Below are 25,009 nucleotides of genomic sequence, written 5' to 3'. Positions count from 1 at the left end.
CTCCAGGGGAAGGGGACCTCCCGCTTCTTGCATCTCTTTGGGTGTTGTGTGGCTGCTCGCGGGCTTGTGCGGGAGCGTGGCAGCGCGCGGCAGTGTGCGCGACGGCATCCCGCAGTTTTCGGCGAAGTGGGCCGATTTCAAAGTGGCCAAAGTAGTTCGTTTTAATACATGTATTGAAACGGGCCGTTATAGGCGTCCGAAATGGTTCTTTCTAATACCGGAATCGAAATCGGTATTATCCTGTGCCACTTTTTTCAGAAAAAGTGGCACGATCCAATACCGATGTGAAACGGGGTATTAAATCGTGCCACTTTAGACGTTCAAAACGGCATTCTGTAATACACGCGGACGCAGGGTGGGGCCAGCGACGCTTTCGGCTCCGTCCAGCCTGGTTGCCATGGTTGCCGCGGGCCGGCGGGCGCAGGACGGGCTCGGCGGCCCGAGGCCCGGCGCCTACTTGACTGGGACCGCCTCGATGATGCGGTCGAGAACGGTCAGCACGCCCTCTTCCATATTGCTGGGCGCCAGGAACATGCCGTGATCATGCATGTGCTCGGCAGCGTTGCCCATAACGTAGCTGTGGCCAACAATGTCCAGCATGGGGATGTCGTTATAGGTATCGCCAAAGGCGGCGATGTCTGCCAGGTCCACTCCTGCGTGCTCGGCGAGGCGACGCATGCCCGAGCCCTTGTCGATGCCGATGTTCATGAAGTCGATCCACTCGGCTCCCGCGCAGGTCACATAGAGCTTGTCACCAAATTCTGGCTGGTAGATGGTGTCGAACTGCTCCTTGCTGTTCCACGTGGGATAGTAGACCGAGACCTTGTTGGCATCAACGTCCAAGCCCTCGAAGCTCTCCAGGTAGTTGATCGCCTTGTAGTAGATGCTGACTTCGCTGTGGTGCTCGTAGTCGCGGGCAAGGGCGTATGCCTCGTCGTACGCGCAGAGAACGGGCACACCTTCGCCTGATTCCACAACGCGTGTAAGGACCGACTGGTACAATTCCACATCCATTTTGTCTTTATAGATGGGATTGTCGTTCACATAGACGTTGGCTCCGTTGTCGCAGACCATCGCCATGCGTGCGTGGTTGTTGGGGAACGAGAGGCGAAGCGCCGGCGCGGGGCGTCCGCTTGCCGCGCAAAACAGGATGCCGCGCTCGTAGAGGGCGTCGATGCGCTCGGCGATTCCCGCGGGCATGGATTTGTCATCATGGAGTAAGGTGAGGTCCATATCCGTGGCGACGATCTTGATGCTCGCGAGGTTCTGATCTTCTAAATAGCTTTTCATAGTTCCCCCATACGTGAAAAGAAATAGAAACAAAAAAGAATGCATCTTGCATCTCGTCTGCTTTAGCGTAATATAGCGACAACGCGAATTGGTTGACGAATTGACCGTTTATCGAAAAGTACCAACCATTTGCGATTTGGTAATTGCGACGTCTTTTAGGCAAGGAGCGGACGAGTGAACACGGCACTGGCTACATATGAGGGCATGGCGATGTGCGCCATCCTGCCCAGCCAGAATGCTGCCGACAGCGCCGCACGACGCCAGCGCGCAATTTCCCGACGACGATAACGTTGTCTCTGTTTGCATGGAGGTTGCGGCCAGCACGCCAAGATGACCTCCGCAGAGTCTAACTGAGTTCGCCGGGGGTTCTTCTCTCGTAAGCTTACATGCCGGCTGCTGCCGTAGTGCGCGCGCATGCTTGCGGGAAATGTTGCAACATCCATATCCCTATAGGGCTCCAGTAGGCTCGTCCCACAACGCCGCATCCTCAATAAGCAGGGTGAGGACAAGTCGTGTGCGTAACACAGCAGGCGGGGGGCCTGCGAAGTCGAAAGGACGATTCCCATGAGCAAGGAGAAAGTTGTACTCGCGTATTCCGGCGGTCTGGACACCTCTGTCTGCGTCAAGTGGCTGCAGGAGGAAATGAACCTCGACGTCATCGCCGTTCTGGGCAACGTTGGCCAGGAGCATGACGGCCTTGAGAAGATCAAGGAAAAGGCCCTGTCCCTGGGCGTTGTCGCCTGCGAGGTTGTCGACATGCGCCAGGAGTTCGTGGATCAGTACGTCTCTTGCGCCATCGCCGCCAACGCCATGTATGAGAACAAGTACCCGCTGCTCTCCGCCCTGTCTCGTCCGCTGATCTCCGCCCATCTGGTCCAGGCCGCCCACAAGTACGGTGCCACCTGCATTGCCCACGGCTGCACCGGCAAGGGTAACGACCAGGTCCGCTTCGAGACCTCCATTATGACGCTCGATCCCTCCCTCAAGGTTATCGCCCCTGTTCGCGAGTGGGATTTGGGCATGCGTCCGGACGAGATCGCCTACGCCAAGAAGCACGGCGTGCCGGTGCCCGTGACCACCGAGGCTCCCTATTCCATCGATGACAACCTGTGGGGCCGCGCCATCGAGGCGGGCGTTCTCGAGGATCCCTGGAACGAGCCGCCGGCGGACATCTGGACCATGACCGTCGACCCCGCTGAGGCCCCGGACACCCCCACCTACGTCGAGGTTGGTTTTGAGAAGGGTATTCCCTGCAGCCTGGATGGCGAGAAGATGGGCATGGTCGAGCTTATCGAGAAGATGAACAAGATCGCCGGCGAGAACGGCTACGGCCGCATCGACATGATCGAGAACCGCTACGTGGGCTTGAAGTCCCGCGAGTGCTACGAGGTTCCCGCCGGTCTCGCCCTTATCGCCGCCCATAAGGCGCTTGAGGACCTGTGCCTGGAGCGCGACGTGCTGCACGCCAAGCTGAGCCTTGAGCAGGCATGGGCGGACCAGGTCTACAACGGCCGCTGGTTCTCTCCCTACAAGCAGGCTATCGACGCCTTCATGGCCAGCACCCAGGATATGGTGAGCGGCACCATCAAGCTCAAGTTCTATAAGGGTTCCTGCGTGGTCGCCGGCCGCAAGAGCGCCTGCGCTCTGTATGACCAGAACCTGGCCACCTATGACAACGACGACGCCTTTGACCAGAAGGCCGCCAAGGGCTTCATCGACATCCAGGCCCTGTCCCTCAAGACCTGGGCGATCAAGAAGTCCCAGGTTGCCCAGCAGCAGGAGGCCTCGTCCGTAAAGCTCGACGTTGTCTCCGGCACCTGCCCCGCGTGCGACCAGGCCGTCAACTACTAAGGGGGAGCCATGTTCGCATTCAACGTTAACCAGGAGAAGGTCTCCCATATTCCCTACACGCTTAAAGAGTGGACGCGCGAGCAGGGTCCCAAGACTCTGGTCCGCGAGATGGAGCTGGACCGTTCCCAGAGCGCGGAAAGGGCCTGGGGCGACTACACGCTGAAGGGCTGGGCGAACCACCATGGCGCTCACACGCAGCTGGTTGCACTTGGGTATTGCTAGTTTTTAGCGGGGCCGCCTTCGCGACGGCCCCGTTGCCGTACATCCGGCAAGGCCGGAGAATGAGAAAGGGTTGAGGTCATGGCATTGTGGGGCGGAAGGTTCGAAGGCGGCGTAGCTACTTCCACGCAGGAGTTCGGCGCGTCGCTGCCGGTCGACAAGCACCTCTACAAACAGGATATCGCCGGATCTAAGGCGCACGCCGGTATGCTGGCCAAGCAGGGCATCATTAGCGACTCGGATGCCCAGGCTATAACGGAGGGCCTTGACCAGATCGAGGCCCAGATAGACGCCGGTGACTTTGTCTTCGACATCAACGACGAGGACATTCACATGGCGATCGAAAGCGAGCTTACGCGGCGCATCGGCGAGGCTGGCAAGCGCCTGCATACCGGTCGCTCTCGCAACGATCAGGTAGCGACCGATACCCGCCTTGCCGTGAAGGCCTTGACCAAGGACCTTATGGAGGCGAACCTCAACCTTCGCCACGTTCTGGTGGAGGCAGCAGAGGCGAATAAGAAGGCGATACTTCCCGGCATGACGCACCTGCAGCATGCTCAGCCCGTGCTGTTCTCGCATCATCTTCTGGCGTATTACTGGATGTTCACGCGCGACTACAAGCGCATAGTCGCCGCGTTCGAAGCCGCAGACGCCTCGCCGCTGGGCGCCGCCGCGCTTGCCGGCACCACTTATCCGCTCGACCGCGTGGCGTCCGCCCACGCCATGGGCTTCAAGCAGATCATCCCCAACTCGCTCGACGCCGTGTCCGACCGCGACTTCCTGCTCGATTTGCACTTCGCCTGCTCGACCATGGCCATGCACCTTTCGCGCCTGGCCGAGGAGATCGTGCTGTGGAGCAGCTCCGAGTTCGGCTTCATCGCGCTGTCAGATTCCTTCTCCACCGGCTCGTCCATCATGCCGCAGAAGAAGAACCCCGATTTCGCCGAGCTTATCCGCGGCAAGACCGGCCGTGTCTACGGCAACCTGGTCCAGCTGCTGGTCACTTGCAAGGGGCTGCCGCTGGCCTACAACAAGGACCTGCAGGAGGATAAGGAGGGCGCCCTGGACTCCGCCCACACGCTTGCCCAGTGCCTTTCCGTCATGTCCGGCATGATCTCGACCATGACCGTCAACGCGGACGCTATGCGCGCCGCCTGCAAGGTGGGCCACCTTGCCGCGACCGACGTGGCCGACTACCTGGCAAAGCGCGGCATGCCGTTCCGCGAGGCGCACGCCGTGGTGGGCCATCTGGTGTTGGAGTGCGACAAGCGCGGTTGCCAGCTGGACGATCTGCCGCTTGAGGTCTTCAAGGGGGCGAGCCCGCTGTTTGGCGCGGACATCACCTCTGCTTTGGACATCGACGCCATCGTCGCGGCGCGCACCACGCAGGGCGGCACCGCGCCCACGGCGGTCGCCGAGCAGATGCGCCTGGTTCGTGCGTCCTACACCGCGGACGAGGCCTACCTGGAAGGATTGCCCTACATTGTCCCCATGGGGCAGGGCGCGTAGCGTAATCACAATGCGCTGCCGTAAGCTTGCGATTCAACATTGCTGTTGGATGCGCTTGCATACGGCAGCGCTTTTTTCATGCGATGAAGATGCGCGGCGAATACCGTGTGCAAGCTTCTACGAAGTCGCCGGTATCTCGATGCCGCTTGCTCCCAGCATCTCTTCTTCTGCCGCTAGGGCTTCGTCGCTTGTGAGCACGGTTGCGAAGGACGAGGCTTCTTTCTGTGCAATCTCCAGGTAATCGCGGTACGCCTCCTCGCTTAGGCTGCCGTTTTGATAATCCTTCTCAATCTGCTCGATGGTTGCCTGCGCTCCGTTGTTTGAGTTCTCGTCCCCGTTAGCGGGCAACTTCTCGACTGCGGCGGCGACGTCATATGTCGTGACGTTGCGATTGCCCTCGAGTGCGCTTGGGTTAACGTACGCGCCGTCCTCCTCAGTTTGCTTCCACGCGCCCGAGGAGCCGCCCAGAATGTAATAGTGGTCTCCTTCGGTGTTGTATGAGGATCCATCTGGAATGGAATAGAGGAAGAGCAGGTAGCTGTCGCCCTGGTTTAGCTCTGGGGCGGAGTTGTTGAGCATCTCAACGTATGTTCCTCGTCCGCCTGGGGTGCGAAGCGTTATGTCCTTGCCTTTTGTATATGCGGGCGAGCCCTTAAGGACGCTATCGACCTTGAACGTGCGGTCGGTGAAAAAGCGCGGGTCTGCATCTTCATGCACGGATTTGACCAGCAGCGATGTTCCCTCGCTAGCGACTGTTCCGGTGACAATGAGATCTGCTCGCGCGGCTGCCTCGTCCAAGCTGTAACTTGGGTCCGCTTCCGTTAGTTCTTGGACAAGAAGGGGCTCGGGCAAATTGCTGTCGGTGCCTTGTGTCTGCTGGGTGGAATCGGTGCCGGAGGGCGTGGGGGAGGGCGTTTTAAGCAAAAGCGCGCCTCCTGCCAAGACGGCGATGCAAGCCACCGCGGCGATGCAGACATTGCGAGCGCGTGATTGAGCCATGACGTCCTCCTTTGCGAGATGGGTTGAAGCTGCGGCGACAGATTGCGGATCTGCGACGATTGTTAAGCAGTATTCCCACGGAGAAAAAAATATCATCTCAATACGAGCAATTTCTATATCAACCCTCTCCTGCGCTTGCGGTCGCATGGTTGTGCGCGAGCGCGGGGGCTAGGAACGGGGTGTCCGCATTTCTCAATGTACGCCTACCGAAAAGGTGGGTATAAGGGGGCGAGGATTTCTGTCCACGCTTCTAATCCCAATACACAGGAGAGACCCATGGCAGTTGAAAAGACGTTTTGCATGCTTAAGCCGGACGCCGTGCGCGACCGTAAGATGGGCCGCATCATCGATAGGATCGAGGCCTCCGGTCTGGTAATCGAGCGTATGGAGATGTGCGTGCTCACGCGTTCCCTTGCAGAGGAACACTATGCGCATCTGGCTGCTGAGCCGTTCTTTGGCAGGATCGTAGACTTTATGACCGGCGGTCCCGTGGTCAAGATGGTCCTGAGCGGCCCTAACGCGGTGGCAAAGCTTCGTGCGCTCATGGGGGCGACCGACCCGCTCAAGGCCGCGCCGGGCACTATCCGCGCGGACTTTGCCCTTGAGACGAGCTCCAACGTTATCCACGGTTCCGATAGCGTTGAGAACGCGGAGATAGAGATCAAGCGATTCTTTGGCTAGGATAATCGCCCCGCTGCCCGATTCGGTAGCGGGGCGATTTTATACATTCTGGATGAAACTCGTACAATAGTGACCGAATTGCTTACAAGCGAGGAGGTCGTCGTGGCAGACAACACCGTAGAGAACGATATCAACCAGATGGACAAGCGCCAGCGCGATGAGGCTCTGTGCGATCTGCTGAACAGCGAGCTCATCTGCGCGCTGGGCTGCACCGAACCCATCGCCGTGGCATATGCGGCAGCGCTTGCCCGCTTGGTGCTGGGGTGCGAGCCGGAGACGCTCGTGGTTGGGTGCTCGGGCAACATCATCAAAAACGTCAAGAGCGTGACCGTGCCCAACTCCGATGGCATGCGCGGTGTTGAGGCTGCGGCGGTGCTTGGTGCCGTGGGCGGAAACGCCGCGGCGGCGCTCGAGGTGCTGGAGACCGTGACGGATGCCGATCGCGCCCATGCTCGCGAGCTGCTGGCAAAACCAGATTATTGCGATGTTGAACTGGTCGAGGGCGTGCCCAACTTATATATAGAGGTTCATGCTAGGGCTTTGGGCCATGTTGCCGAGGTTGCTATTTCCGAACACCACACCAATGTGGTCCGCTGCATGCGCGACGGCGTGCCGGCGACGCAGCTGTGCCCGGCGGCGCGTGGCGGCGACGTGGTGGATGCGTGCTCTGGTACCTGCGCGCTCATGGCCGCCGCAACTCCGCAAGATGGGGAGCAGAAGCGGGAGGCTGAGCTTTCTCGCCCCTTGGGCGGGCTCTCGATGGACGTCATTTTGGACTTTGCCGAGTCCGGTGACATTTCGTTCGCGAGAGAGGCTTTGGAGCGCCAGCTTACCCTTAACAAGGATATCTCGGACGAGGGTCTTGCCAACGCTTGGGGCGCCGAGGTTGGCCGCACGCTGCTCGCCACGCGTGGCGACGATGTTGCCTGCCGTGCCCGCGCTCGCGCCGCCGCTGGGTCGGACGCCCGCATGAGCGGCTGCGCTTTGCCGGTCGCCATTGTCTGCGGGTCCGGCAACCAGGGCATCACCTGCGCCATGCCGGTGCTCACCTATGCGGAGGATCTTGGTATCGACCGCGAGCGCACCCTGCGGGCCCTGGCGCTGGCTGACCTGGTCGCCATCCACACCAAGAGCTATATCGGAGCGCTCTCGGCGTTTTGCGGCGTGGTGTGCGCGGCGTGCGGCGCTGGCGCGGCCATAGCCTGGATGCGAGGAGGTAGCCGCGAGCAGATTGGCGCGACCGTGGTGAACACGCTGGGTAACGTGGGCGGCATCGTGTGCGATGGCGCCAAGGCGAGCTGCGCCGCCAAGATCTCCGCCGCCGTCGACGCTGCCATCCTGGGGTGCGATATGGCGCTGGCGGATCGCGGTTTCCGCGCGGGCGAGGGCGTGGTGCAGGACACCGTTGAGGAGACCATCGCCGCTATGGGCTACGTGGGCCGTGTTGGTATGAAGGATACCGACGTTGAGATCTTGAACATCATGATTGGCAAGACCGAGGTCGATGCATAGGCGCGCGCCGTCTTCATACAACACCCTCGTCCAAGGACTCGGTGGGTGAACGGGCCCGGCACCAAAGGGGATAAGCCTTGAGGTGCCGGGCCCGTGCTTTTAGCGGGGGAGCAGTGGGGGGGGAGCGCGATCGCGATCGAAAGGCCGCTTCTTGAGCGCTGCCTGACTAGACGTTGGATGCGTGGGCGTTGGCTGCGGCCGCCTGCTCCCGGCGCTCGTAGAAGCGCTCCTCGATCTCGTTGAAGCTGTCTGCGAACTTGGCCATGGAGCCGGCCCAGGTGGCGCGCACGGGCGTGCCGTTGCCAACGTAAGCGGTTTGTATGCCGCAGTCCGGCGAGGGGAAGTCGCGGCGGGGGTCGTTGCCGACCATAAGGACCTCTTGGGGTTCAAGGCCCATCTTGGCGATGCTGGCAAGGTAATAGTCTGCCGAGGGCTTGCAGCGCGTGCTGTTCTCCATGGTGGTGACCAGCTCAAAGGGCATGTCAAGCATATCGCCCCAGCCCATGCGGCACTCGATGCACGCGCGGCTGAAGCTGGGGTTGGTGAGCAGCGCGCAGCGAAGTCCGCGCGAGGCGACCGCATCGATGGCCTCGCGCGCGCCCTCGCGCGGACGGGCGTTGATGATGCCGTCGTTTTTGCCGGGCAGGATCTCGCGTTCGTAGTAGGTAAGCACATCTGCTATGACGGGGTCGGACAGCGGAACGCCGCACCTGCGCTCGATCTGCTTTTGGAAGAATGCCAGGTTGGTGTCATCATCGTTGCGCTCTCCGTTGTTGAGGGCGTAGAGCGCGGCGCCAAACGTCGCGAACATGGAAAGCGGGCTCTTGCGGGCGATGTCCGCCAGCAGCGCCGCCTCGTCGCGTGCGAAGACGGCAATGAAAGCGCTCAGGTTGATGCTGAGCAGCGTATCATCCATATCGAAAACCACGGCTTTGAGCACGGGTACCTCCCTTTGGCGCCGACAGGGGCGACTGCGGCTGGTCAATACGTCATGTGTACCCAGTATGGTAGGGGCTAACGCGAGCGATGTTCCCTTACGGTTTTATAAGGTTTTGACGGCGGGGCCCAGGCGTCCCCGATCGAGGGGAGGCGGGGCGGTGCGCGTTAACAAGGTGGAAATAGCTAACAAAAGTCATAGATGTTTTTTGAACCGCCCGCGTAAAACTCGTGCATTACGCTTGAAAATGTGGTCGAATCCTCGTACCCTAGATAAACGTGAATGCAAACGCTTCACATACGTATCTGTCGGCCCCCGAGTATGTTCCAAACAGTGAGCAAATGCGCCAGGGCGCTCGTCCCCGCAGGCGTTCATCTGCAGGTCCTAGCAATCGGGGCCCCGTAGTTCGAAAGGGGTCCACCTTTGAGTGAGATTCAGAACTCGTCCATCTTCTCCCTCGACGACGTCAACGAGGAGGAGATGAACAGCCTTATCGACGGTACCATCACCGATTTCGATGAGGGCGATCTCGTTAACGGCACTGTCGTCAAGATCGAGCATGACGAGGTGCTCGTTGACATCGGATTCAAGTCCGAGGGCGTCATTCCCGTCCGCGAGCTCTCCATCCGCAAGGACGCTAACCCTGCAGACATCGTCTCCCTGGGCGATCCCATCGAGGCCCTGGTTCTCCAGAAGGAGGACAAGGACGGCCGTCTGGTTCTCTCCAAGAAGCGTGCCGAGTACGAGCGTGCTTGGAACCGCATCGAGGAGAAGTTCAACGCCGGCGAGAACGTCGAGGGCGAGGTTATCGAGGTCGTCAAGGGCGGTCTTATCCTCGACATCGGCCTGCGCGGCTTCCTGCCCGCTTCCCTGGTCGACCTTCGCCGCGTGAAGGACCTCACCTCCTACATGGGCACCTCCATCGAGGCTCGCGTCATCGAGATGGATCGCAACCGCAACAACGTCGTTCTGTCCCGTCGCGTGGTTCTCGAGGAGTCCCGCAAGGCCGAGCGTTCCGAGATTCTCTCCAAGCTCAAGAGCGGCATGCGCCTCAAGGGCACCGTTTCCTCCATCGTGGACTTCGGCGCCTTCGTGGATCTGGGCGGCATCGACGGCCTCATCCACATCTCCGAGCTCTCCTGGAACCACGTCAACCACCCCTCCGAGGTCGTCAAGGTCGGCCAGGAGGTCGAGGTCGAGGTTCTGGATGTCGACCTCAACCGTGAGCGCATCTCCCTCGGTCTCAAGCAGACCACCGAGGATCCGTGGCGCGCACTCGTCAAGAAGTACCCCGTTGGCGCTATCGTCGAGGGTACCGTCACCAAGCTCGTGCCTTTCGGCGCGTTCGTTGACCTTGGTGAGGGCATCGAGGGTCTGGTCCACATCTCCGAGATGGCTAACAAGCATGTTGACCAGCCCAGCCAGGTTACCCACGTGGGCGACACCGTCCAGGTGAAGGTCATGGAGATCGACCTCGACCGTCGTCGCATCTCCCTGTCCATGAAGTCCGCTGCCGAGACCCTCGGCGTGGAGATCGAGGTCACCCCGCTTCCTTCCGAGAAGAAGGACGACGAGGCTGAGGCCGAGGCTACCGACGCTGAGTAGCCTGCATTCTAGCTTTCGCTAGCAATCATGCATGAGAAGACCCTCGGGACTGCTTCCGAGGGTCTTTTTATATGCGCGCCATAAGAATCATGGAAAGAAATGGACGAGGGATGGTTTGCAGCGCTGCACGCGGGTAGAATCGCTTGACTGCTACGTGCTGCCAATTGCGCGTGACCGTGGACCAACCTGGTTTGCGCGCGCATGAAAGGGGAGTAATGTCCGAATCAAACCGCGTTCCGAGGGCTCCTCGTCCGCTCAGCGAGTATCCGGTGGTGCTCTTTGATTTTGATGGCACCGTTGCCGATACGCAGCCTGCCATCTTCCGCGTCGCCATGCAGATTATGCGCGACCACGGTTATGATCCCGATCCTTCCAAGATGCTCACTATGATCGGGCCTCCGCTTGAAGAGGGATTCTCCCTGGTGTGCGGTATGGACAAGATCGAGGCGCGTGAATGTGCGGACGCGTATCGCGATCTGTTTTCCCGCACCGTTACGCCGGATGAGTTTCCGCTGATGCCCGGCATGCGCGAGTTGCTAGACGCGCTTGTGGCATCTGGCCGCAGGCTCGCGGTCGCTACCTCCCGTATGGAGGAGTCCGCGCAAGAGATGATCGCCTCGCTTGGCCTCACGCAGTTTGAGGCCATCATCGGCCGCATCCACGGCGTGCGCTACTCCAAGGCGGAGTCTATCGAGGGCGCGCTGCAGGCGCTGCGTGTTTCCGCGCGCGACGCCATCATGGTGGGCGACCGCATGCACGACGTGATCGGCGCTCGCGAATGGGAGATGCCCTGCATCGGCCTGTATTCCGGTGCGGCGTATCCCGGCGAGCTTGAGGAGGCGGGCGCCGTCGCCACCTGCCACTCCGTAGAGGAGCTTGGGTACCTGCTTGGCTTGTAAGCTCCTTTTGGCGCCTGCGCGGTTGGCGTTTGCGCTGCCGGCGGTGCGGTATCGCACGGCGTCGCACGGAATCCAAGCGGCGTCATACAGGTAAGATAGTGGGCGTCACATGCTCAAAACTAGATTGATTGCGAGGATCACGTTTATGGATACAGAGCTTATGGGGCGTATCGAGGCATATGTGGACGAGGTCTGGGAGGACGTTGTCGCCGATATCTCCAACTTGGTGAGCCATCCTTCCATTGCCGATTCCTCGGCGGCTACGGCTGGCGCGCCGTTTGGCGAGCATGTCCGCGGCACGCTCGACTGCGCGCTTTCCATCGCTGAGCGCTTGGGCTATACGGTTGGCGAGGACGAGGGCTACGTTGGCTTTGCCGACGTTTCCGGCGACAGCGAGCAGCAGATCGCCACCATCGCCCATGTGGACGTGGTTCCCGCAGGCCCCGGCTGGGCGACCGATCCGTTCAAGATGGAGCGCCGCGAGGGCTGGCTGCTGGGCCGCGGCGTCATCGACGATAAGGGCCCCGCGGTACTGTCGCTCTACGCCGGCGCCTTCTTGCTGCGTGAGAACATCAAACCCCGTTATACCTTCCGTGCGCTGCTTGGTTGCGACGAGGAAGTGGGCATGACCGACGTGCACCATTACCTGGAGCACCATGACCACCCGCTGTTCCTCTTCACGCCGGACGCCGAGTTCCCCGTCTGCAATGCCGAGAAGGGCTGTTTCGGCGCTACCTTTACCACCGCGCCCGTCTCCGGCGGTCTTATCCGCTCTTGGAGCGGCGCCGAGGCGACCAACGCTATTCCCGGCGAGTCCGTTATCGAGCTCGCTATCGACGCGGCGGATCTGCCCGCTCCCGCCGCCAACGCCGACCGTTTGCAGATCGTCTCGGTCGAGCCCGGCGTCAGCCGTATCGTGGCGCACGGCATCGGAGGCCATGCGTCCTTGCCTGAGGGTACCGTCAACGCGATCGCCCTCATCGTCGGCTATCTGCGTGAGTCCGGCGTTCTCGGCGACGCCGCCGCGTCCGCGCTCGACCTTCTCGCCCAGATACATCTCGACACGGCGGGCACGGGTCTTGGCATCGCCACGCAGAGCCCCGCCTTTGGTCCTTTGACCTGCAACGCGGGCACCGTGCGTGCTTTGGACAACGGCCGCATCGAGCAGACTATCGATGTGAGGTTCCCGGACAGCATCGATGCGGACGAGCTGGCTCGGCGTTGCCGCGAGCTCGCCCTGCGCTTCGGCGGCGCGGTCGATACCTCTCGCGCCAAGCCGCCCTTCTCCGTCGACGCGTCTTCACCTCAGGTACAGACCCTGATCGACATCTACAACGGCGTCACGGGCCGCAATGCCAAGCCGTTTGCCATGGGCGGCGGAACCTATGCGCGTAACTTCAAGAGCGCCGTCTCCTTTGGTCCGGAGGATAACCAGCTGGTCCTGCCCGATTGGGCGGGTGCCATGCACGGTCCCAACGAGGCCGCCAAGGAGAGCCTGCTGCGCGAGGCCCTCAAGATGTATATCATGGCCATCCTGCAGCTTATGGAGCTTGATTACTAGTCGGGTTTTTGCCTGGGCGGGCTTGTCGCTTGGACCGGTGCGGGGGAGTGCCAAGGAGCGCTCGTCCATAAACTAATATATGGTCAACTTATGATTGCGCTTTGCCCGCTGCGCGCGGGGAAGAGCGCGGTAGGGGCGTCGGCGTTATCGGCGCCCCTCTTTTGTAAGCTGGCTGTAAATCGATGGTTTGAACAGGGTAATGCTTGGTCAAAAGCAAGTAATGACCTGCAAACGCGCTCATTTCTTCCGTGAACGAACGATATCTTACTTAATCGAAGAGCGGACGGGCGGCATGGGGCCGCACCGCACCGCGCGCCCCATCCTCGGCGCCGTTCATTCTCGGAAGGAGAACCATGTTCGCATATAACTGCTCTCGTCGTCAGTTCCTCGGTCTCGCCGGTGGCGTCGCCGCTTTCGCCGGTCTCGGTCTTGCCGGTTGCGGCAACTCCTCTACTCCCGCCGCTGGTTCCGCTGAGGACACCGCCGCTTCCACCCTTACCGGTGAGGTGACCTACGACGGAGCATCCTCGTTCCAGGCGCTCGTCGAGGCTGCTGCTGAGAAGTTCATGGACGAGAACCCCGACGTTTCCGTTTCCGGTTCCGGCAACGGTTCCGGTACCGGCCTGACCGCCGTTGCCGCTGGCACCGTCACCATCGGTAACTCCGACGTCTTCGCCGAGGAGAAGCTCGAGGCCGCCGACGCCGAGAAGCTCGTCGACCATGAGGTCGCCGTCGTGGGCATGGGCCCTGTGGTCTCCAAGAACGTCACCGTCGACGACCTTACCCTCGAGCAGCTCAAGGGTATCTTCTCCGGCGCTATCACCAACTGGTCCGAAGTTGGCGGCGACGACGCTCAGATCGTCGTCCTCAACCGTAAGGCTGGCTCCGGTACCCGCGCCACCTTTGAGTCCGCTGTCTTTGGCGACGAGGAGAACACCTTCAAGGGCGACGCCGAGCTCGATAAGTCCGGCGACGTCCAGACCCAGATTGCCGCTACCGACAACGCGATTTCTTACCTTGACTTCTCCCACTTCGATGACTCCAAGTTCAACGCCATCAAGGTTGGCGGCGTGGAACCCAAGAGCGAGAACGTCTACGACAACTCCTTTGTCATCTGGGCTACCGAGCACATGTACTGCGCCAAGGACGCCGATGAGGCTACCACCGCTTTCCTGGAGTACATGCTTTCCGACGAGGTCCAGGGCTCCCTGGTCGAGGAGCAGGGCTTCATCCCCGTCTCCGAGATGAAGGTCACCAAGGACGCTTCCGGCAAGGTTTCCACCAAGTAATAGAAGCCCGTTAGAAGAGGAAGGATGCGTGATGGCACGTCAAATGCCAAAGCGCAACCTGGAAAAAGTGGGCCTGGGTGTCACGGGTGCGTGCGTCGCGCTCGTGACACTCGTTGTGTGTGCGCTGATTTTCATGGTTGCTCAAAAGGGTCTGTCGGCCTTTTTCAAAGACGGCGTCAACGTTGTCGAGTTTTTTACCGGTACCACGTGGGACCTGCATAACGCGCAGGAGAACGGTATGCCCTTCACCGGTGCCCTTCCCCTGATCGTGACGTCGTTCTCGGTCATGGTGCTCTCCACCGCCATCGCCCTGCCCGTCGCTATCGGATCGGCCATCTTCGCGGTCGAGATTCAGCCCAAGTTTGGCCAGAAGGTGTTCCAACCCCTGATCGAGCTGCTGGTCGGTATCCCGTCGGTCGTCTTCGGCCTTATTGGCTTCCATGTCATCGTCGGTGCCATGAAGGCGATCTTCAACGTGCCCACGGGCCTGGGCATCCTGCCGGGCTCCCTGGTGCTGGCGATCATGATTCTGCCCACCATCACCACGCTTGCGATCGATGCCCTGCGCGCCGTGCCCGACAGCTATCGCCAAGGATCGCTTGCGCTGGGCTATACCCGCTGGCAGACCATCTGGCACGTGGTCCTTCGAAGCGCGTTGCCCTCGCTCATGACCGCCGTCATCCTGGGCATGACCCGCGCCTTTGGCGAGACCCTGGCCGTGCGCATGGTTATCGGCGGTATCGAGACCATGCCGAACGGCCTGCTCGATGCTGCGTCTACCATCACCACCACGCTGACCACCAGCATGGCCGTCTACGCCGACGGCTCAGTCCAAAACGATGTGCTGTGGTCGCTGGCCCTGATGCTGATGGGCATGTCGCTCATCTTCATCCTCATCATCCATCTCATTGGTAAGAAGGGGGCGACCGAACGTGCCTAATACCCAAGCGGCTCCCGTCGCGTCTGCGGAATCCGCGCAGGACGCCCACATCAAGCGCGCCGGCATGCAGGACAAGCTTGCAACGGGCGTGCTCACCACCATCGTCGCCCTGGTCATGCTGCTCGTCGTGTCCATGATCGCCTACATCTTGTTCCAGGGTATAGGCATGCTGTTCAAGCCCGGCTTCCTTACCGAGGCCGCACGTTCCAACGGTACCGAGGGCGGCGTCGCCTACCAGCTGTTCGACTCGTTCTACATGCTGTTCCTCACCCTGATCATCTCGGTGCCCATCAGCTTGGGCGGAGCGGTGTTTTTGGTCGAGTACGCGCCGGACGGTCCCGTCACCACCATCGCCTCCACGGCGATCGAGACCCTCTCCAGCCTTCCCTCCATCGTGGTTGGTATGTTCGGCTTTTTGGTGTTCTCGGTTAACTTGGGGTGGAAGTACTCCATCATCTCCGGCGCCGTGGCCCTTACCATGTTCAACATTCCCATCCTGGTGCGCGTGATCCAGCAGGCTCTGGAGGATGTTCCCCAGTCGCAGCGCGATGCGTGCCTGGCCATGGGCCTCACTCGCTGGGAGGCCACTATCCACGTGCTGATCCCGGCCGCTATGCCCGCCATCGTCACCGGCGTGGTGCTCTCCGCTGGCCGCGTTTTCGGCGAGGCCGCCGCGTTGCTGTTCACCTCCGGTATGTCCAGCCCCGTGCGCCTCAACTTCGCGACCCTTAATTTCTCCAGCCCCACCTGCGCATGGAACGTGTTCCGTCCCGGCGAGTCGCTTGCCGTGCACATCTATAAGATCTACGGCGAGGGCAGCCCGCAGGCCCAGGAGATTGTCTGGGGTACCGCTGCGCTGCTGATGATCTGCGTCTTGCTGTTCAACATTCTCGCCCGCATCGTGGGCAAGGCCCTTGCAAGGAGGATGACCGCAGAATGACAAACGAGACCGACCAGTTCCTCGATAGCGTCGCCACCAGCGAAGCGGGCGGTCGCCGCCGCCGTGGCCGCGCCACTTCCAGCGAGGTTGTCCTCGCCGCGCGTGACGTCAACGTCTACTACGGCGACCATCATGCGCTGCACGGCACCACGCTCGATTTCCACAAGGGCGAGATCACCGCGCTCATCGGTCCGTCCGGTTGCGGCAAGTCGACCTTCCTGCGCAGCCTCAACCTTATGAACCGCGAGATCCGCGGATGCCGCGTCGAGGGCGAGATCATCTATCGCGACCACAACATCAATACGCCCAAGGAGAACCTCTACGAGCTGCGTCGCTCCATCGGCATGGTGTTCCAGCAGCCCAACCCGTTCCGTAAATCCATTTACGAGAACATCGTCTTCGCGCCCAAGCGCCACGGTCTTACCAACAAGGCCGAGCTCGACCAGCTGGTTGAGGAGAGCTTGCGCGGCGCCGCGTTGTGGGACGAGGTGAAGGACAAGCTCGACAAGAGCGCCTTCGCGCTGTCCGGCGGTCAGCAGCAGCGTCTCTGCATCGCCCGCACCCTCGCCCTCAAGCCTGACGTCATCCTGTTCGACGAGCCCTGCTCCGCGCTCGACCCCATCTCGACGCTCGCCATCGAGGACCTTATGAACTCTTTGGCCGAGGAGCGCGCCATCATCATCGTCACCCATAACATGGAGCAGGCGTCGCGCGTATCTAACCGAACCGCCTTCTTCTATATGGGCGATATGGTGGAGTATGGCGAGACCGACCAGATCTTCCAGCGCCCCCAGGACAAGCGCTTGAACGATTACCTCACCGGCATGTTCTCCTAGCCGCCGGTCCTTGTCCTTTCGCTTGCATCACATACGCGCGTCCTTCTAGTCCGGGGCGTGCACACCCGTCGCGCCACGCCATGGCTGCGCGATGCGGACCTTCCCTTTGCGGCGGCTCGGCCTTAGGCTCCGGGTCGCCGCATCGCTATGTCTCGATTCGGCACGGATCTTTCGCGCCGTCGCCAACAGCCCTGTGTACCTGCTAGGATAAAAAGTTGGAAATGATCGTGCGCGCCGCCCGTCTGCGTCCGCGCGCTTGGAAGGTGGTAGACATGGCGATTTTGCTGGGGTGCGACTCGGTTCATTTGGAGTTTCCCACCAAGCTCATCTTGGGTAGCGTCACGCTGGGCGTGGACGAGGGCGACCGCATCGGCATCGTGGGCACCAACGGCGACGGCAAGTCCACGCTGCTTTCCGTTCTCGCCGGAACGCTCGAACCCGATGAGGGCCGCGTGACGCACCGTCGCGACGTCCACGTTGGCCTGCTCGGCCAGCGCGATTCGCTGGATTCTGACGACACCGTGCACCATGCGGTGGTGGGCGATATGCCCGAGTACGAATGGGCGGCGTCGCCTCGCATCCGCCAGATTCTGGACGGCCTTATCGCCGACGTTCCCTGGGAGGGCAAGGTGGGCGAGCTCTCCGGTGGCCAGCGCCGCCGCGTCGACCTGGCTCGCTTGCTCATTGGCACCTATGACGTGCTTATGTTGGACGAGCCTACCAACCACCTTGATATGCGCACCATCAACTGGCTCGCCGAGCACTTGAAGCAGCGCTGGCACGCGGGGGCGGGCGCCTTGCTGGTGGTCACCCATGACCGTTGGTTTTTGGACGAGGTCTGCACTTCTATGTGGGAGGTCCATGACGGCAAGGTCGACCCCTTTGAGGGCGGTTACTCCGCATATATCCTGCAGCGCGTGGAGCGCGACCGCATGGCGCAGGTGGCAGAAGAGCGCCGCCGCAACATGGCGCGCAAGGAACTGGCATGGCTTTCGCGCGGCGCTCAGGCCCGCAGCACCAAGCCCAAGTTCCGTGTCGACGCCGCCCGAGAGCTCATCGCCGACGTTCCCCCCGTGCGAAACGAGCTGGAGCTCAAACGTCTGGCTGTAAGCCGCCTGGGCAAGCAGGTGATCGACGTCCTCGACGTGACCGCTGGGTATACCGATAGCTCCGCCGGCGATCCCGCCGCCCCCGTGCTGGAGGACGTCACCTGGCTTATCGGCGCGGGCGACCGCTACGGCCTGCTTGGTGCCAACGGCGCGGGAAAGACCACGCTGCTCGACGTTATCCAGGGCAAGATCCGTCCGCGAACCGGCCGCGTCAAGATTGGCCAGACGGTCAAGTTTGGCGTGCTCTCCCAGCAACTGCATGAGCTCGACCCGTACGAGACGGATACCATTCGCGAGGTTCTCTCTCGCTACAAGCGCGTCTACGTTGTCGACGGTAAAGAGACCAGTCCCGAGAAGCTGCTGGAGCGCCTGGGCTTCACCACCAAGCAGCAGTGGAGCCGCATCTGCGACCTCTCCGGCGGCCAGAAGCGCCGCCTGTCGCTGTTGCTCACCATTTTGGAAGAGCCCAACGTGCTGATTTTGGACGAGCCCGGCAACGACCTGGATACCGATATGCTCGCCATCGTGGAGGACCTGCTCGACGGCTGGCCCGGCACGCTGATCTTGGTGACGCACGACCGCTTCTTGATGGAGCGCGTGACGGATTCGCAATTCGCCTTGATCGACGGCCGCCTTCGCCATATGCCCGGCGGCGTTGACCAGTATCTCAAGGCGGCCGACGAGCTCGATGCTGCGGCAAGCGCCAGGCGCGCGGCGGGGTCTTCTTCTGGCGGTGCGTCGCCGGCTACTTCGCCCTCGTCCAAAAACGCGCAGTCAAGTGCTGCCGCAGGCATGTCGAATGCTGAGCGCCAGCGCCTGAAGAAGGAGGTCGCATCGCTCGAGCGCAAGATGGATACGCGCCGTGCGCGTATCGAGGAGCTCGAGGCGGGCATGTTCGATATCGATCCCACGGATTTCGCGGCCCTGACCGCCCAGCAGGAGTCGATTGCTTCAGCGAAGGATGAGCTGGACGAGTTGGAGATGGCGTGGCTCGAAGCCAGCGAGCAGCTGGGGGAGTAGCCTGCCGACTGTGATAGCGTCGCTGTGGCGGCATCGCTGAGGTTGCATTGCCTATCGATGCCTTCGCGCGGAAGGCTGCCTGAGCCCAGGATGGGTGCCGGACCAAAAAGCGAGTTGGTGCGGAAATAGGGGTGTGCCAAATAATCGCTTAGTGCGGAGGTTGGGACAAATAGTCGCTTAGTGCGGTTCAAATCGTGTCAAATAATGCGTTAGTGCGGTCCAGGCGAGAGATGGTAAGGGTACCTTATGAATAGGGCGTCCGCATCGCCCAAGCTAGAAGGACCGGACGATGCTGCTCGATGCATAAGGGAGGTCCGTCAGACAGCCTTCAATCCGCACTAACGCACTATTTGACCAAACCTCCGCACTAAGCCGCTTTTTGACACGCCGTCCTCTCCACGCTGACGCTCCATTTGGCCTCCGTCCCTCTCTGGCTGCTCCCGCCCGCCGCGCCATGCGCTCTCCGCGCGCGGCGGTCGATTGCTTTGCACCCGGCTTGAGAACGGGTCCGGCGCAAGAGGGGCGCGCAAAATGATGTCGGTCTCATGCAAAGACCGCCCAAGCGCCACTTGCTTGAGAATTGAGCTTCTCGCCATGGTTAATATGGGTATCAGGAAAAATGGTAATGGTACCTAATGGTATTGCCGATGTGTGGCGTCGCCATCACATCGGCGTTTCTTTTCGGGCGGGAACATACGGACGGGAACATACATGATCGAGATTCGCGACATCACTAAAACGTACACAACGGGCGACTTGGTTCAGCGCGCGCTGGACGGCGTGTCCGTGACGTTTCGCGAGAACGAGTTTGTGGCCGTGCTGGGTCCGTCTGGCTCCGGCAAGACCACGTTTCTCAACATCCTGGGCGGGTTCGACCACGCGGATTCGGGCGATATCGTAGTAAACGGTGTCTCTACCAGCGATTATGGAGACGCTGAGTGGGATACCTACCGCAATCACCGTGTGGGCTTCATCTTCCAAAGCTATAACCTCATCCCTCACCAGACCATTCTGGCCAACGTCGAGCTCGCCCTCACGTTGGCGGGCGTGGACCGCGCGGAGCGAACCCGGCGCGCCCGTGCCGCGCTTGAGCGCGTGGGACTTGGCGCCCATGTGAACAAGAAGCCCTCGCAGCTCTCCGGCGGCCAGATGCAGCGCGTGGCCATTGCTCGCGCCCTGGTGAACGATCCAGAGATCGTCCTGGCGGACGAGCCCACCGGCGCGCTCGACACGGAGACGGGCATCCAGGTGATGGACCTGCTCGCTGAGGTCGCACGCGAGCGCCTGGTCATCATGGTCACGCATAATCCGCAACTGGCCGAGGACTACGCTACGCGCATCGTCCGCATTCAAGACGGTCGCGTGGTGGACGATACCAATCCGGTGAGCGCGGACGAGCGTGCTGCCGCGGCGTTTCGGGCTTCTGTGGACGAGTCTGCCGAGAAGGGTCCCAAACGCCGCTCGTCCATGAGCCTGCTCACGGCGCTGTCGCTCTCGTTCAACAACCTTATGACCAAAAAGGGCCGCACCATCATGACGGCTTTCGCCGGATCGATCGGCATCATCGGAATCGCGGCTATCCTGGCGCTTTCCAATGGCGTGAACGGCTATATCGCCAAGGTCGAGCAGGACACGCTGTCGAGCTATCCGCTGACCATAGCGCGGCAGAGCTACGACCTCTCCAGCATGCTGACGGGAGACGCGGGTTCGGGCGATGCCGCGGACCAGGTCGGATCAGGCGATGACGCGGACCCCGACGGCTCATCGTCCGCAGGGGACGCCGGAGTGGACAAGAGCAGCTCTATTCCGGTGTTCACCATGCTTTCCGATATGTTCGCCAGTGTTAAGTCGAATGACATGGCGAGCTTTAAGGCCTTTCTGGATCAGGATGCCGATGAGCTGGACGGCGAGGTTTCCGCGATTCAGTACGACTACGGCATCACACCGCTGGTGTACCGGGCGGACGTCTCCAACGGCCCCGCGCGGCTTTCGCCCAACGCTATGTCCACTGCCATGACGGGCGGGGCGAGTTCCGCGGCGATGGCGGGCACCATGATGACGGGCGCCACTTCCTTCAACGAGATGATCGATAACCCCGATCTTTTGGACGAGCAATATGACGTGGTCGCCGGCAGGTGGGCAAAGGCGGCGGACGAGTGCGTGCTGGTGCTCTCCAGCAGCGGTAAGGTCTCGGACTTCACCCTGTATAGCATAGGCGTGCTCGATCCCGCCGAGCTGGACCGCATGGTCGATAGCACTATGAGCGGCGCGGGGGAGGTGGACGTGCCCAAGGTGGATGTGGACCTCACCTATGAGGACGCGCTGGGTACAAGCTTCAAGGTGCTGGCCGCAAGCGACTTCTATCGCAAGAATGAGGAGACCGGCGGCTGGACCGACATGTCCGATGACGAGGCCTTCGTGGCTCAGCAAGTGGCAAGCGGCCTTGATCTTAGAATCGTCGGCGTGGTGCAGCCCAACCCCACCGCAAAGTCCGCTGCGCTCTCGCAGGGTATCGCCTACACGCACGGCCTCACCGAGGAGCTCATGGCGCGCGCGGCCAACTCGCAGATCGTCCAGCAGCAGCTCGGCAATCCGGACGTCGACGTGTTCACCGGCAAGTCGTTCGCGACCCTGCAAGAGGAGGCTAAGGGCGGCGTGGACCTCTCAAGCCTGTTTAGCGTGGACGAGTCCGGGTTGCGCGCGGCGTTTTCCGTCGATGCGTCCAAGCTGGGTGCGGGCCTTGACCTTTCCGGTTTCGATTTTTCCGGCATCGATATGGGCAACGTCGACATAGACCTATCCGGCGTCGCGGAATCGCTCGATATCGAGGGCATCGTCGCGGGCGCGCCGGCGCCGGATATCTCCGGCATTCTGGGTGATCTGGCCGAGGACCCCGTGCTCGACCGCGACCAGATGGAGCAGACCGCAACGCTTGCCAACCAGTTTGTGCAGGGCTTTGTCACGCGCTGGCTGCCTGCCCACGGCGAGGGGCTCGATCCGTCTGCGGATGATTTTGCGGCAAGGCTCCTTGTCCAATTCGCGGCATATGCAAGCAGCGCCGAAGCCGATGGCGGCAAGGTGCTCTTGGACCAGATTGTCCAGATCGCAGGCCAGCCCGTGGCGGACCGCCTGGAGAAGATCGCGCGCGACTACGTTGAGAATCAGCTCGCCCCCTATATGCGGGGCTCCTTTGAGAAGATGCTGGGGCAGGTGTCCAGTGAGATCTCAAATGCCGTCTCATCCCAGCTGCAGGCGGGTCTAACCGGCGCTATGGCGCAGATGGCCTCCAACATGGGCACCCAGCTGTCGCAGCGCTTGGCTGCCAATATGGCGGGAGCATTCAACGTTGATGCCTCGGCGTTCGCCAACGCGATCCACTTCAACATGGATGCCGAGGACTTGACGTCTCTTATGACCAGCTACGCCAACGCCGGCAAGCTGACCTACGACAACAACCTGGCAACGCTTGGCTATGCGGACCAGGCCAACCCGCAGTCCGTGAGCATCTATCCGGTGGATTTCGAGGCGAAAGAGGCGGTGCTCTCCGCCATCGATGGCTACAACCAGGACGTCCGCGCGGCGGGGGAGGAAGACAAGGCGATTGTCTACACCGACTACATGGGCGTGATCATGGGCAGCGTGACGGACATCGTGAACATGATCTCGCTGGTGCTCATCGCGTTCGTTAGCATCTCGCTGGTGGTGAGCTCGATCATGATCGGCATCATCACCTACATCAGCGTGCTGGAGCGCAAAAAGGAGATCGGCATCCTGCGCGCCATGGGTGCGTCCAAGCGCAACATCGCCAGCGTGTTCAACGCGGAGACCTTTATCGAGGGCTTAATCGCCGGCGTGCTGGCGATCGCCGTGGTGGTGCTGGTGTCCTTCCCGGTCAACGCGTGGGCGCTGGCCGAGCACCAGGTTGAAAACGTCATGCAGCTGCCCGTCTCATCGGCGCTGGGGCTCATCCTCATCAGCGTTGTCCTTACCGTTGTGGCGGGCCTCATCCCCAGCCGCTCCGCAGCCCGCCGCGATCCCGTTGAAGCCCTGCGCAGCGAGTAAGCCGGCAGCCGGAGTGCAACTGGAGTGCGGATGGGACCGAGCGCTCTAAAAGGCGCGCGATCGCTTTTGACGGCCGTGTGCGGGCTTTGTGCCCGTGCGCGGCCGTTGCCATGCGTCGCCTCATTAACCGGCGGTTAGGTTTTGCGCTCCAAACATGATGACACCTCAATTGCGTTCGACCCTGCAAGCTGCTGAAATAGACGGTGAGCAGCTGCGAGGTAACCATCATATGCTGAAGGGACGGACACAATGCCTATAGCCAACATCATTCGCGAGCGACGTCGTGAGCTGGGCCTGACGCAGGAGCAGGTGGCCCAGCGCTTGGGTGTTTCCGCGCCGGCGGTCAACAAGTGGGAGCGCGGTGCGAGCTATCCGGACATCACCATCATTCCGCCGCTTGCCCGCGTGCTGCAAACGGATGCAAACACGTTGCTTTCCTTTGAGGCGGATTTGGACGAGGAAGCAAACCTTTCCATTCAGCGCGAGGTGGACCGGCTGGTGCGCGAGGAGGGCTACGCGGCGGGCTTTGCCTACGCGCAAGAGCGGCTACGTCTGTACCCGGCTAGCGACGAGCTCGCCATTGTGCTCACGCAATACCTTGACGGCGCGCTCACGCTTTTTCAGGTTGATGAGCCGGACCTATATCGTCCCACGCTGGACAAAGCCTACGAGCGGCTGTCCCAAAGTGCTCTGCCCGAAGCCCGCGAGCAGGCGTGCGGTATGCTGATTGCGCGCGCTATGCAAGAGGGGCGCTATGAGGACGCTCAGCGCTTGCTCGACACCATTCATCAGCCGCAGATCGACAGGGAGGAGCGCCAGGCGATTCTCCTAATGCGCCAGGGTCGCGATGAGGAGGCAGCGCGTCGCTGGGAGGCGCGCCTTATCAGGATTTCCGCCGATCTCATGGGCGCCATCAACAGCATTATCGAGATTGCCTTGCGCGCGGGCCGTGTGGACGATGCGCGTGCGTGCGCCCGCCGTGCGCAGGCGGTGTTCGAAGCGCTCGACCAGCCCGGGTGGATGAGGCTTGCGCCCAGCTTGACTGTTGCGGTGGCAAGACAGGATACGGACGAGACGCTTGATTTGCTCGAGCAGATGATGGCGTCCCTGCATGGGGACGACGCCGACGTTCTCAAGAGCCCCCTGTACCGTTATAGCGACTTTAACGATCTGGTGCAGCTGACCTCCCAAATGGGCGCGGTGATGCTGACCGGTGTACAAGATGACGAGGAGTATGCGTTTTTACGCGAGGCTCCCGGCTATGGCGCCTTTCTTAAGAAGTGGGACGCTCGGTAGGCTGGCTCGCCCTGCAAAAGCGGGATGCGTTCCCGTCATTTTCACCACGCTTGCCGAGAGATGTGGTTTGCGCGCAACGCGGTGGGTAGCACGTAGATAGCACCGTAATTTCGGCGCCAGGACGCGGCAGAAAGGAGCCATCATGCCCGGGTATGAGATCTTGATTATGCTGGCGGTCGTTGTGCTTCTGGTGATCGCGGCGCTCTTCGCGGTGCCGCGCGTCATGCGCACGTGGACCGCGGCGACGTCGCCTACGGACGAGCGCATCGAATACGCGACCCACATGGGAAAGGCGGTGGACCAGGGGCCTGCTCCCGGCGACACGGCCGAGCGCGAGCGCATGGGTCATCGCGAGATCGAGGGCGCGCCCATTCGCCAGCTCTAAGCCAAATGATGAATCTGCTTGAGAAGACGGGTCCGTGTTGGGCCCGTCTTCTTGCTTAGGGTTCCGTTG

At 61.4% G+C, this 25,009-nt stretch carries 19 protein-coding genes; 16 read left to right on the top strand and 3 right to left on the bottom strand.

Features of this window, described 5'->3' with window-relative positions; translation table 11 throughout:
* Positions 1 to 453 precede the first annotated feature (453 nt).
* Positions 454 to 1,290, bottom strand: coding sequence for a Cof-type HAD-IIB family hydrolase (locus tag B3H65_RS00830; protein WP_286683747.1), 837 nt, complete (start codon positions 1,288 to 1,290; stop codon positions 454 to 456).
* A gap of 564 nt (positions 1,291 to 1,854) precedes the next feature.
* On the opposite strand from B3H65_RS00830, the gene B3H65_RS00825 reads away from it, so the two are divergent.
* The 3 genes from B3H65_RS00825 (at position 1,855) to argH (ending at position 4,869) form a co-directional block, all read left to right on the top strand.
* On the top strand, positions 1,855 to 3,141 hold the full coding sequence (locus B3H65_RS00825; protein WP_286683746.1) for an argininosuccinate synthase: 1,287 nt from the start codon (positions 1,855 to 1,857) through the stop codon (positions 3,139 to 3,141).
* Positions 3,142 to 3,150: 9 nt separating this feature from the next.
* Positions 3,151 to 3,363 (top strand): hypothetical protein, encoded by a 213-nt coding sequence (locus tag B3H65_RS00820; RefSeq protein WP_286683745.1) that lies wholly within the window; start codon positions 3,151 to 3,153, stop codon positions 3,361 to 3,363.
* Positions 3,364 to 3,441: 78 nt separating this feature from the next.
* The gene (argH, locus tag B3H65_RS00815) at positions 3,442 to 4,869 is read left to right on the top strand and encodes an argininosuccinate lyase (protein ID WP_286683744.1); all 1,428 of its coding nucleotides are present in this window, start codon (positions 3,442 to 3,444) and stop codon (positions 4,867 to 4,869) included.
* 117 nt (positions 4,870 to 4,986) lie between these two features.
* Here argH and B3H65_RS00810 read toward each other — a convergent pair whose 3' ends face one another.
* Positions 4,987 to 5,868: a hypothetical protein gene (locus tag B3H65_RS00810; protein ID WP_286683743.1), complete on the bottom strand. Its 882-nt coding sequence runs from the start codon at positions 5,866 to 5,868 to the stop codon at positions 4,987 to 4,989.
* Positions 5,869 to 6,144: 276 nt separating this feature from the next.
* Here B3H65_RS00810 and ndk point away from each other — a divergent pair, with 276 nt between their 5' ends.
* Complete coding sequence (gene ndk / locus B3H65_RS00805; protein ID WP_286683742.1) at positions 6,145 to 6,549, top strand: nucleoside-diphosphate kinase; 405 nt, start codon at positions 6,145 to 6,147, stop codon at positions 6,547 to 6,549.
* A gap of 102 nt (positions 6,550 to 6,651) precedes the next feature.
* On the top strand, positions 6,652 to 8,061 hold the full coding sequence (locus B3H65_RS00800) for a serine dehydratase subunit alpha family protein (protein WP_286683741.1): 1,410 nt from the start codon (positions 6,652 to 6,654) through the stop codon (positions 8,059 to 8,061).
* A gap of 166 nt (positions 8,062 to 8,227) precedes the next feature.
* On the opposite strand, the gene B3H65_RS00795 is transcribed toward B3H65_RS00800, so the two are convergent.
* Positions 8,228 to 9,001 carry an HAD family hydrolase gene (locus B3H65_RS00795; RefSeq protein ID WP_286683740.1) on the bottom strand — a complete coding sequence of 258 codons (774 nt, stop codon included), beginning with the start codon at positions 8,999 to 9,001 and terminating at the stop codon, positions 8,228 to 8,230.
* A 420-nt stretch (positions 9,002 to 9,421) separates the two neighbouring features.
* Here B3H65_RS00795 and rpsA point away from each other — a divergent pair, with 420 nt between their 5' ends.
* The 11 genes from rpsA (at position 9,422) to B3H65_RS00740 (ending at position 24,940) form a co-directional block, all read left to right on the top strand.
* Entirely contained in the window at positions 9,422 to 10,603 is a 1,182-nt protein-coding gene (gene rpsA / locus B3H65_RS00790) for a 30S ribosomal protein S1 (protein WP_117679854.1), read from the top strand.
* A 215-nt stretch (positions 10,604 to 10,818) separates the two neighbouring features.
* Positions 10,819 to 11,502 carry an HAD hydrolase-like protein gene (locus B3H65_RS00785; protein ID WP_286683739.1) on the top strand — a complete coding sequence of 228 codons (684 nt, stop codon included), beginning with the start codon at positions 10,819 to 10,821 and terminating at the stop codon, positions 11,500 to 11,502.
* A gap of 145 nt (positions 11,503 to 11,647) precedes the next feature.
* A complete protein-coding gene (locus B3H65_RS00780) occupies positions 11,648 to 13,063 on the top strand; it encodes a Sapep family Mn(2+)-dependent dipeptidase (protein ID WP_286683738.1) in 1,416 nt (471 codons plus the stop codon).
* Between the two features lie 353 nt (positions 13,064 to 13,416).
* Entirely contained in the window at positions 13,417 to 14,352 is a 936-nt protein-coding gene (locus B3H65_RS00775) for a phosphate ABC transporter substrate-binding protein (RefSeq protein ID WP_117679851.1), read from the top strand.
* Positions 14,353 to 14,383: 31 nt separating this feature from the next.
* On the top strand, positions 14,384 to 15,292 hold the full coding sequence (gene pstC / locus B3H65_RS00770) for a phosphate ABC transporter permease subunit PstC (RefSeq protein ID WP_009141680.1): 909 nt from the start codon (positions 14,384 to 14,386) through the stop codon (positions 15,290 to 15,292).
* Positions 15,285 to 16,232 carry a phosphate ABC transporter permease PstA gene (gene pstA / locus B3H65_RS00765; RefSeq protein WP_286683737.1) on the top strand — a complete coding sequence of 316 codons (948 nt, stop codon included), beginning with the start codon at positions 15,285 to 15,287 and terminating at the stop codon, positions 16,230 to 16,232. The genes pstC and pstA overlap by 8 nt, the downstream gene beginning before the upstream one ends.
* A complete protein-coding gene (gene pstB / locus B3H65_RS00760) occupies positions 16,229 to 17,068 on the top strand; it encodes a phosphate ABC transporter ATP-binding protein PstB (protein ID WP_009141682.1) in 840 nt (279 codons plus the stop codon). Before pstA ends, pstB begins: the two co-directional genes overlap by 4 nt.
* Before the next feature lie 272 nt (positions 17,069 to 17,340).
* Complete coding sequence (locus B3H65_RS00755; RefSeq protein WP_286683798.1) at positions 17,341 to 19,197, top strand: ABC-F family ATP-binding cassette domain-containing protein; 1,857 nt, start codon at positions 17,341 to 17,343, stop codon at positions 19,195 to 19,197.
* Between the two features lie 711 nt (positions 19,198 to 19,908).
* The gene (locus tag B3H65_RS00750; RefSeq protein ID WP_286683736.1) at positions 19,909 to 23,259 is read left to right on the top strand and encodes an ABC transporter ATP-binding protein/permease; all 3,351 of its coding nucleotides are present in this window, start codon (positions 19,909 to 19,911) and stop codon (positions 23,257 to 23,259) included.
* Between the two features lie 249 nt (positions 23,260 to 23,508).
* Positions 23,509 to 24,555: a helix-turn-helix domain-containing protein gene (locus B3H65_RS00745; RefSeq protein WP_286683735.1), complete on the top strand. Its 1,047-nt coding sequence runs from the start codon at positions 23,509 to 23,511 to the stop codon at positions 24,553 to 24,555.
* 142 nt (positions 24,556 to 24,697) lie between these two features.
* Complete coding sequence (locus tag B3H65_RS00740; RefSeq protein WP_286683734.1) at positions 24,698 to 24,940, top strand: hypothetical protein; 243 nt, start codon at positions 24,698 to 24,700, stop codon at positions 24,938 to 24,940.
* The last annotated feature ends 69 nt before the right edge of the window (positions 24,941 to 25,009 follow it).

The sequence above is a fragment of the Collinsella sp. UBA1693 genome (assembly GCF_002320115.1).
GTDB classification, from domain to species: domain Bacteria; phylum Actinomycetota; class Coriobacteriia; order Coriobacteriales; family Coriobacteriaceae; genus Collinsella; species Collinsella tanakaei.
Note: the sequence above shows the minus strand (reverse complement) of the source record. Positions and strands in the feature narration are given on the sequence as shown.

Bases quoted from the DNA above. Each gene is read 5' to 3' on its own strand.
- B3H65_RS00775 (WP_117679851.1), top strand. From the start codon at position 13,417: ATGTTCGCATATAACTGCTCTCGTCGTCAGTTCCTCGGTCTCGCCGGT.
- argH (WP_286683744.1), top strand. From the start codon at position 3,442: ATGGCATTGTGGGGCGGAAGGTTCGAAGGCGGCGTAGCTACTTCCACG.
- B3H65_RS00750 (WP_286683736.1), top strand. From the start codon at position 19,909: ATGATCGAGATTCGCGACATCACTAAAACGTACACAACGGGCGACTTG.
- B3H65_RS00745 (WP_286683735.1), top strand. From the start codon at position 23,509: ATGCCTATAGCCAACATCATTCGCGAGCGACGTCGTGAGCTGGGCCTG.
- B3H65_RS00785 (WP_286683739.1), top strand. From the start codon at position 10,819: ATGTCCGAATCAAACCGCGTTCCGAGGGCTCCTCGTCCGCTCAGCGAG.
- B3H65_RS00825 (WP_286683746.1), top strand. From the start codon at position 1,855: ATGAGCAAGGAGAAAGTTGTACTCGCGTATTCCGGCGGTCTGGACACC.
- B3H65_RS00740 (WP_286683734.1), top strand. From the start codon at position 24,698: ATGCCCGGGTATGAGATCTTGATTATGCTGGCGGTCGTTGTGCTTCTG.
- pstC (WP_009141680.1), top strand. From the start codon at position 14,384: ATGGCACGTCAAATGCCAAAGCGCAACCTGGAAAAAGTGGGCCTGGGT.
- B3H65_RS00755 (WP_286683798.1), top strand. From the start codon at position 17,341: ATGGCGATTTTGCTGGGGTGCGACTCGGTTCATTTGGAGTTTCCCACC.
- ndk (WP_286683742.1), top strand. From the start codon at position 6,145: ATGGCAGTTGAAAAGACGTTTTGCATGCTTAAGCCGGACGCCGTGCGC.
- pstB (WP_009141682.1), top strand. From the start codon at position 16,229: ATGACAAACGAGACCGACCAGTTCCTCGATAGCGTCGCCACCAGCGAA.
- B3H65_RS00810 (WP_286683743.1), bottom strand. From the start codon at position 5,868: ATGGCTCAATCACGCGCTCGCAATGTCTGCATCGCCGCGGTGGCTTGC.
- B3H65_RS00830 (WP_286683747.1), bottom strand. From the start codon at position 1,290: ATGAAAAGCTATTTAGAAGATCAGAACCTCGCGAGCATCAAGATCGTC.
- B3H65_RS00780 (WP_286683738.1), top strand. From the start codon at position 11,648: ATGGATACAGAGCTTATGGGGCGTATCGAGGCATATGTGGACGAGGTC.
- B3H65_RS00820 (WP_286683745.1), top strand. From the start codon at position 3,151: ATGTTCGCATTCAACGTTAACCAGGAGAAGGTCTCCCATATTCCCTAC.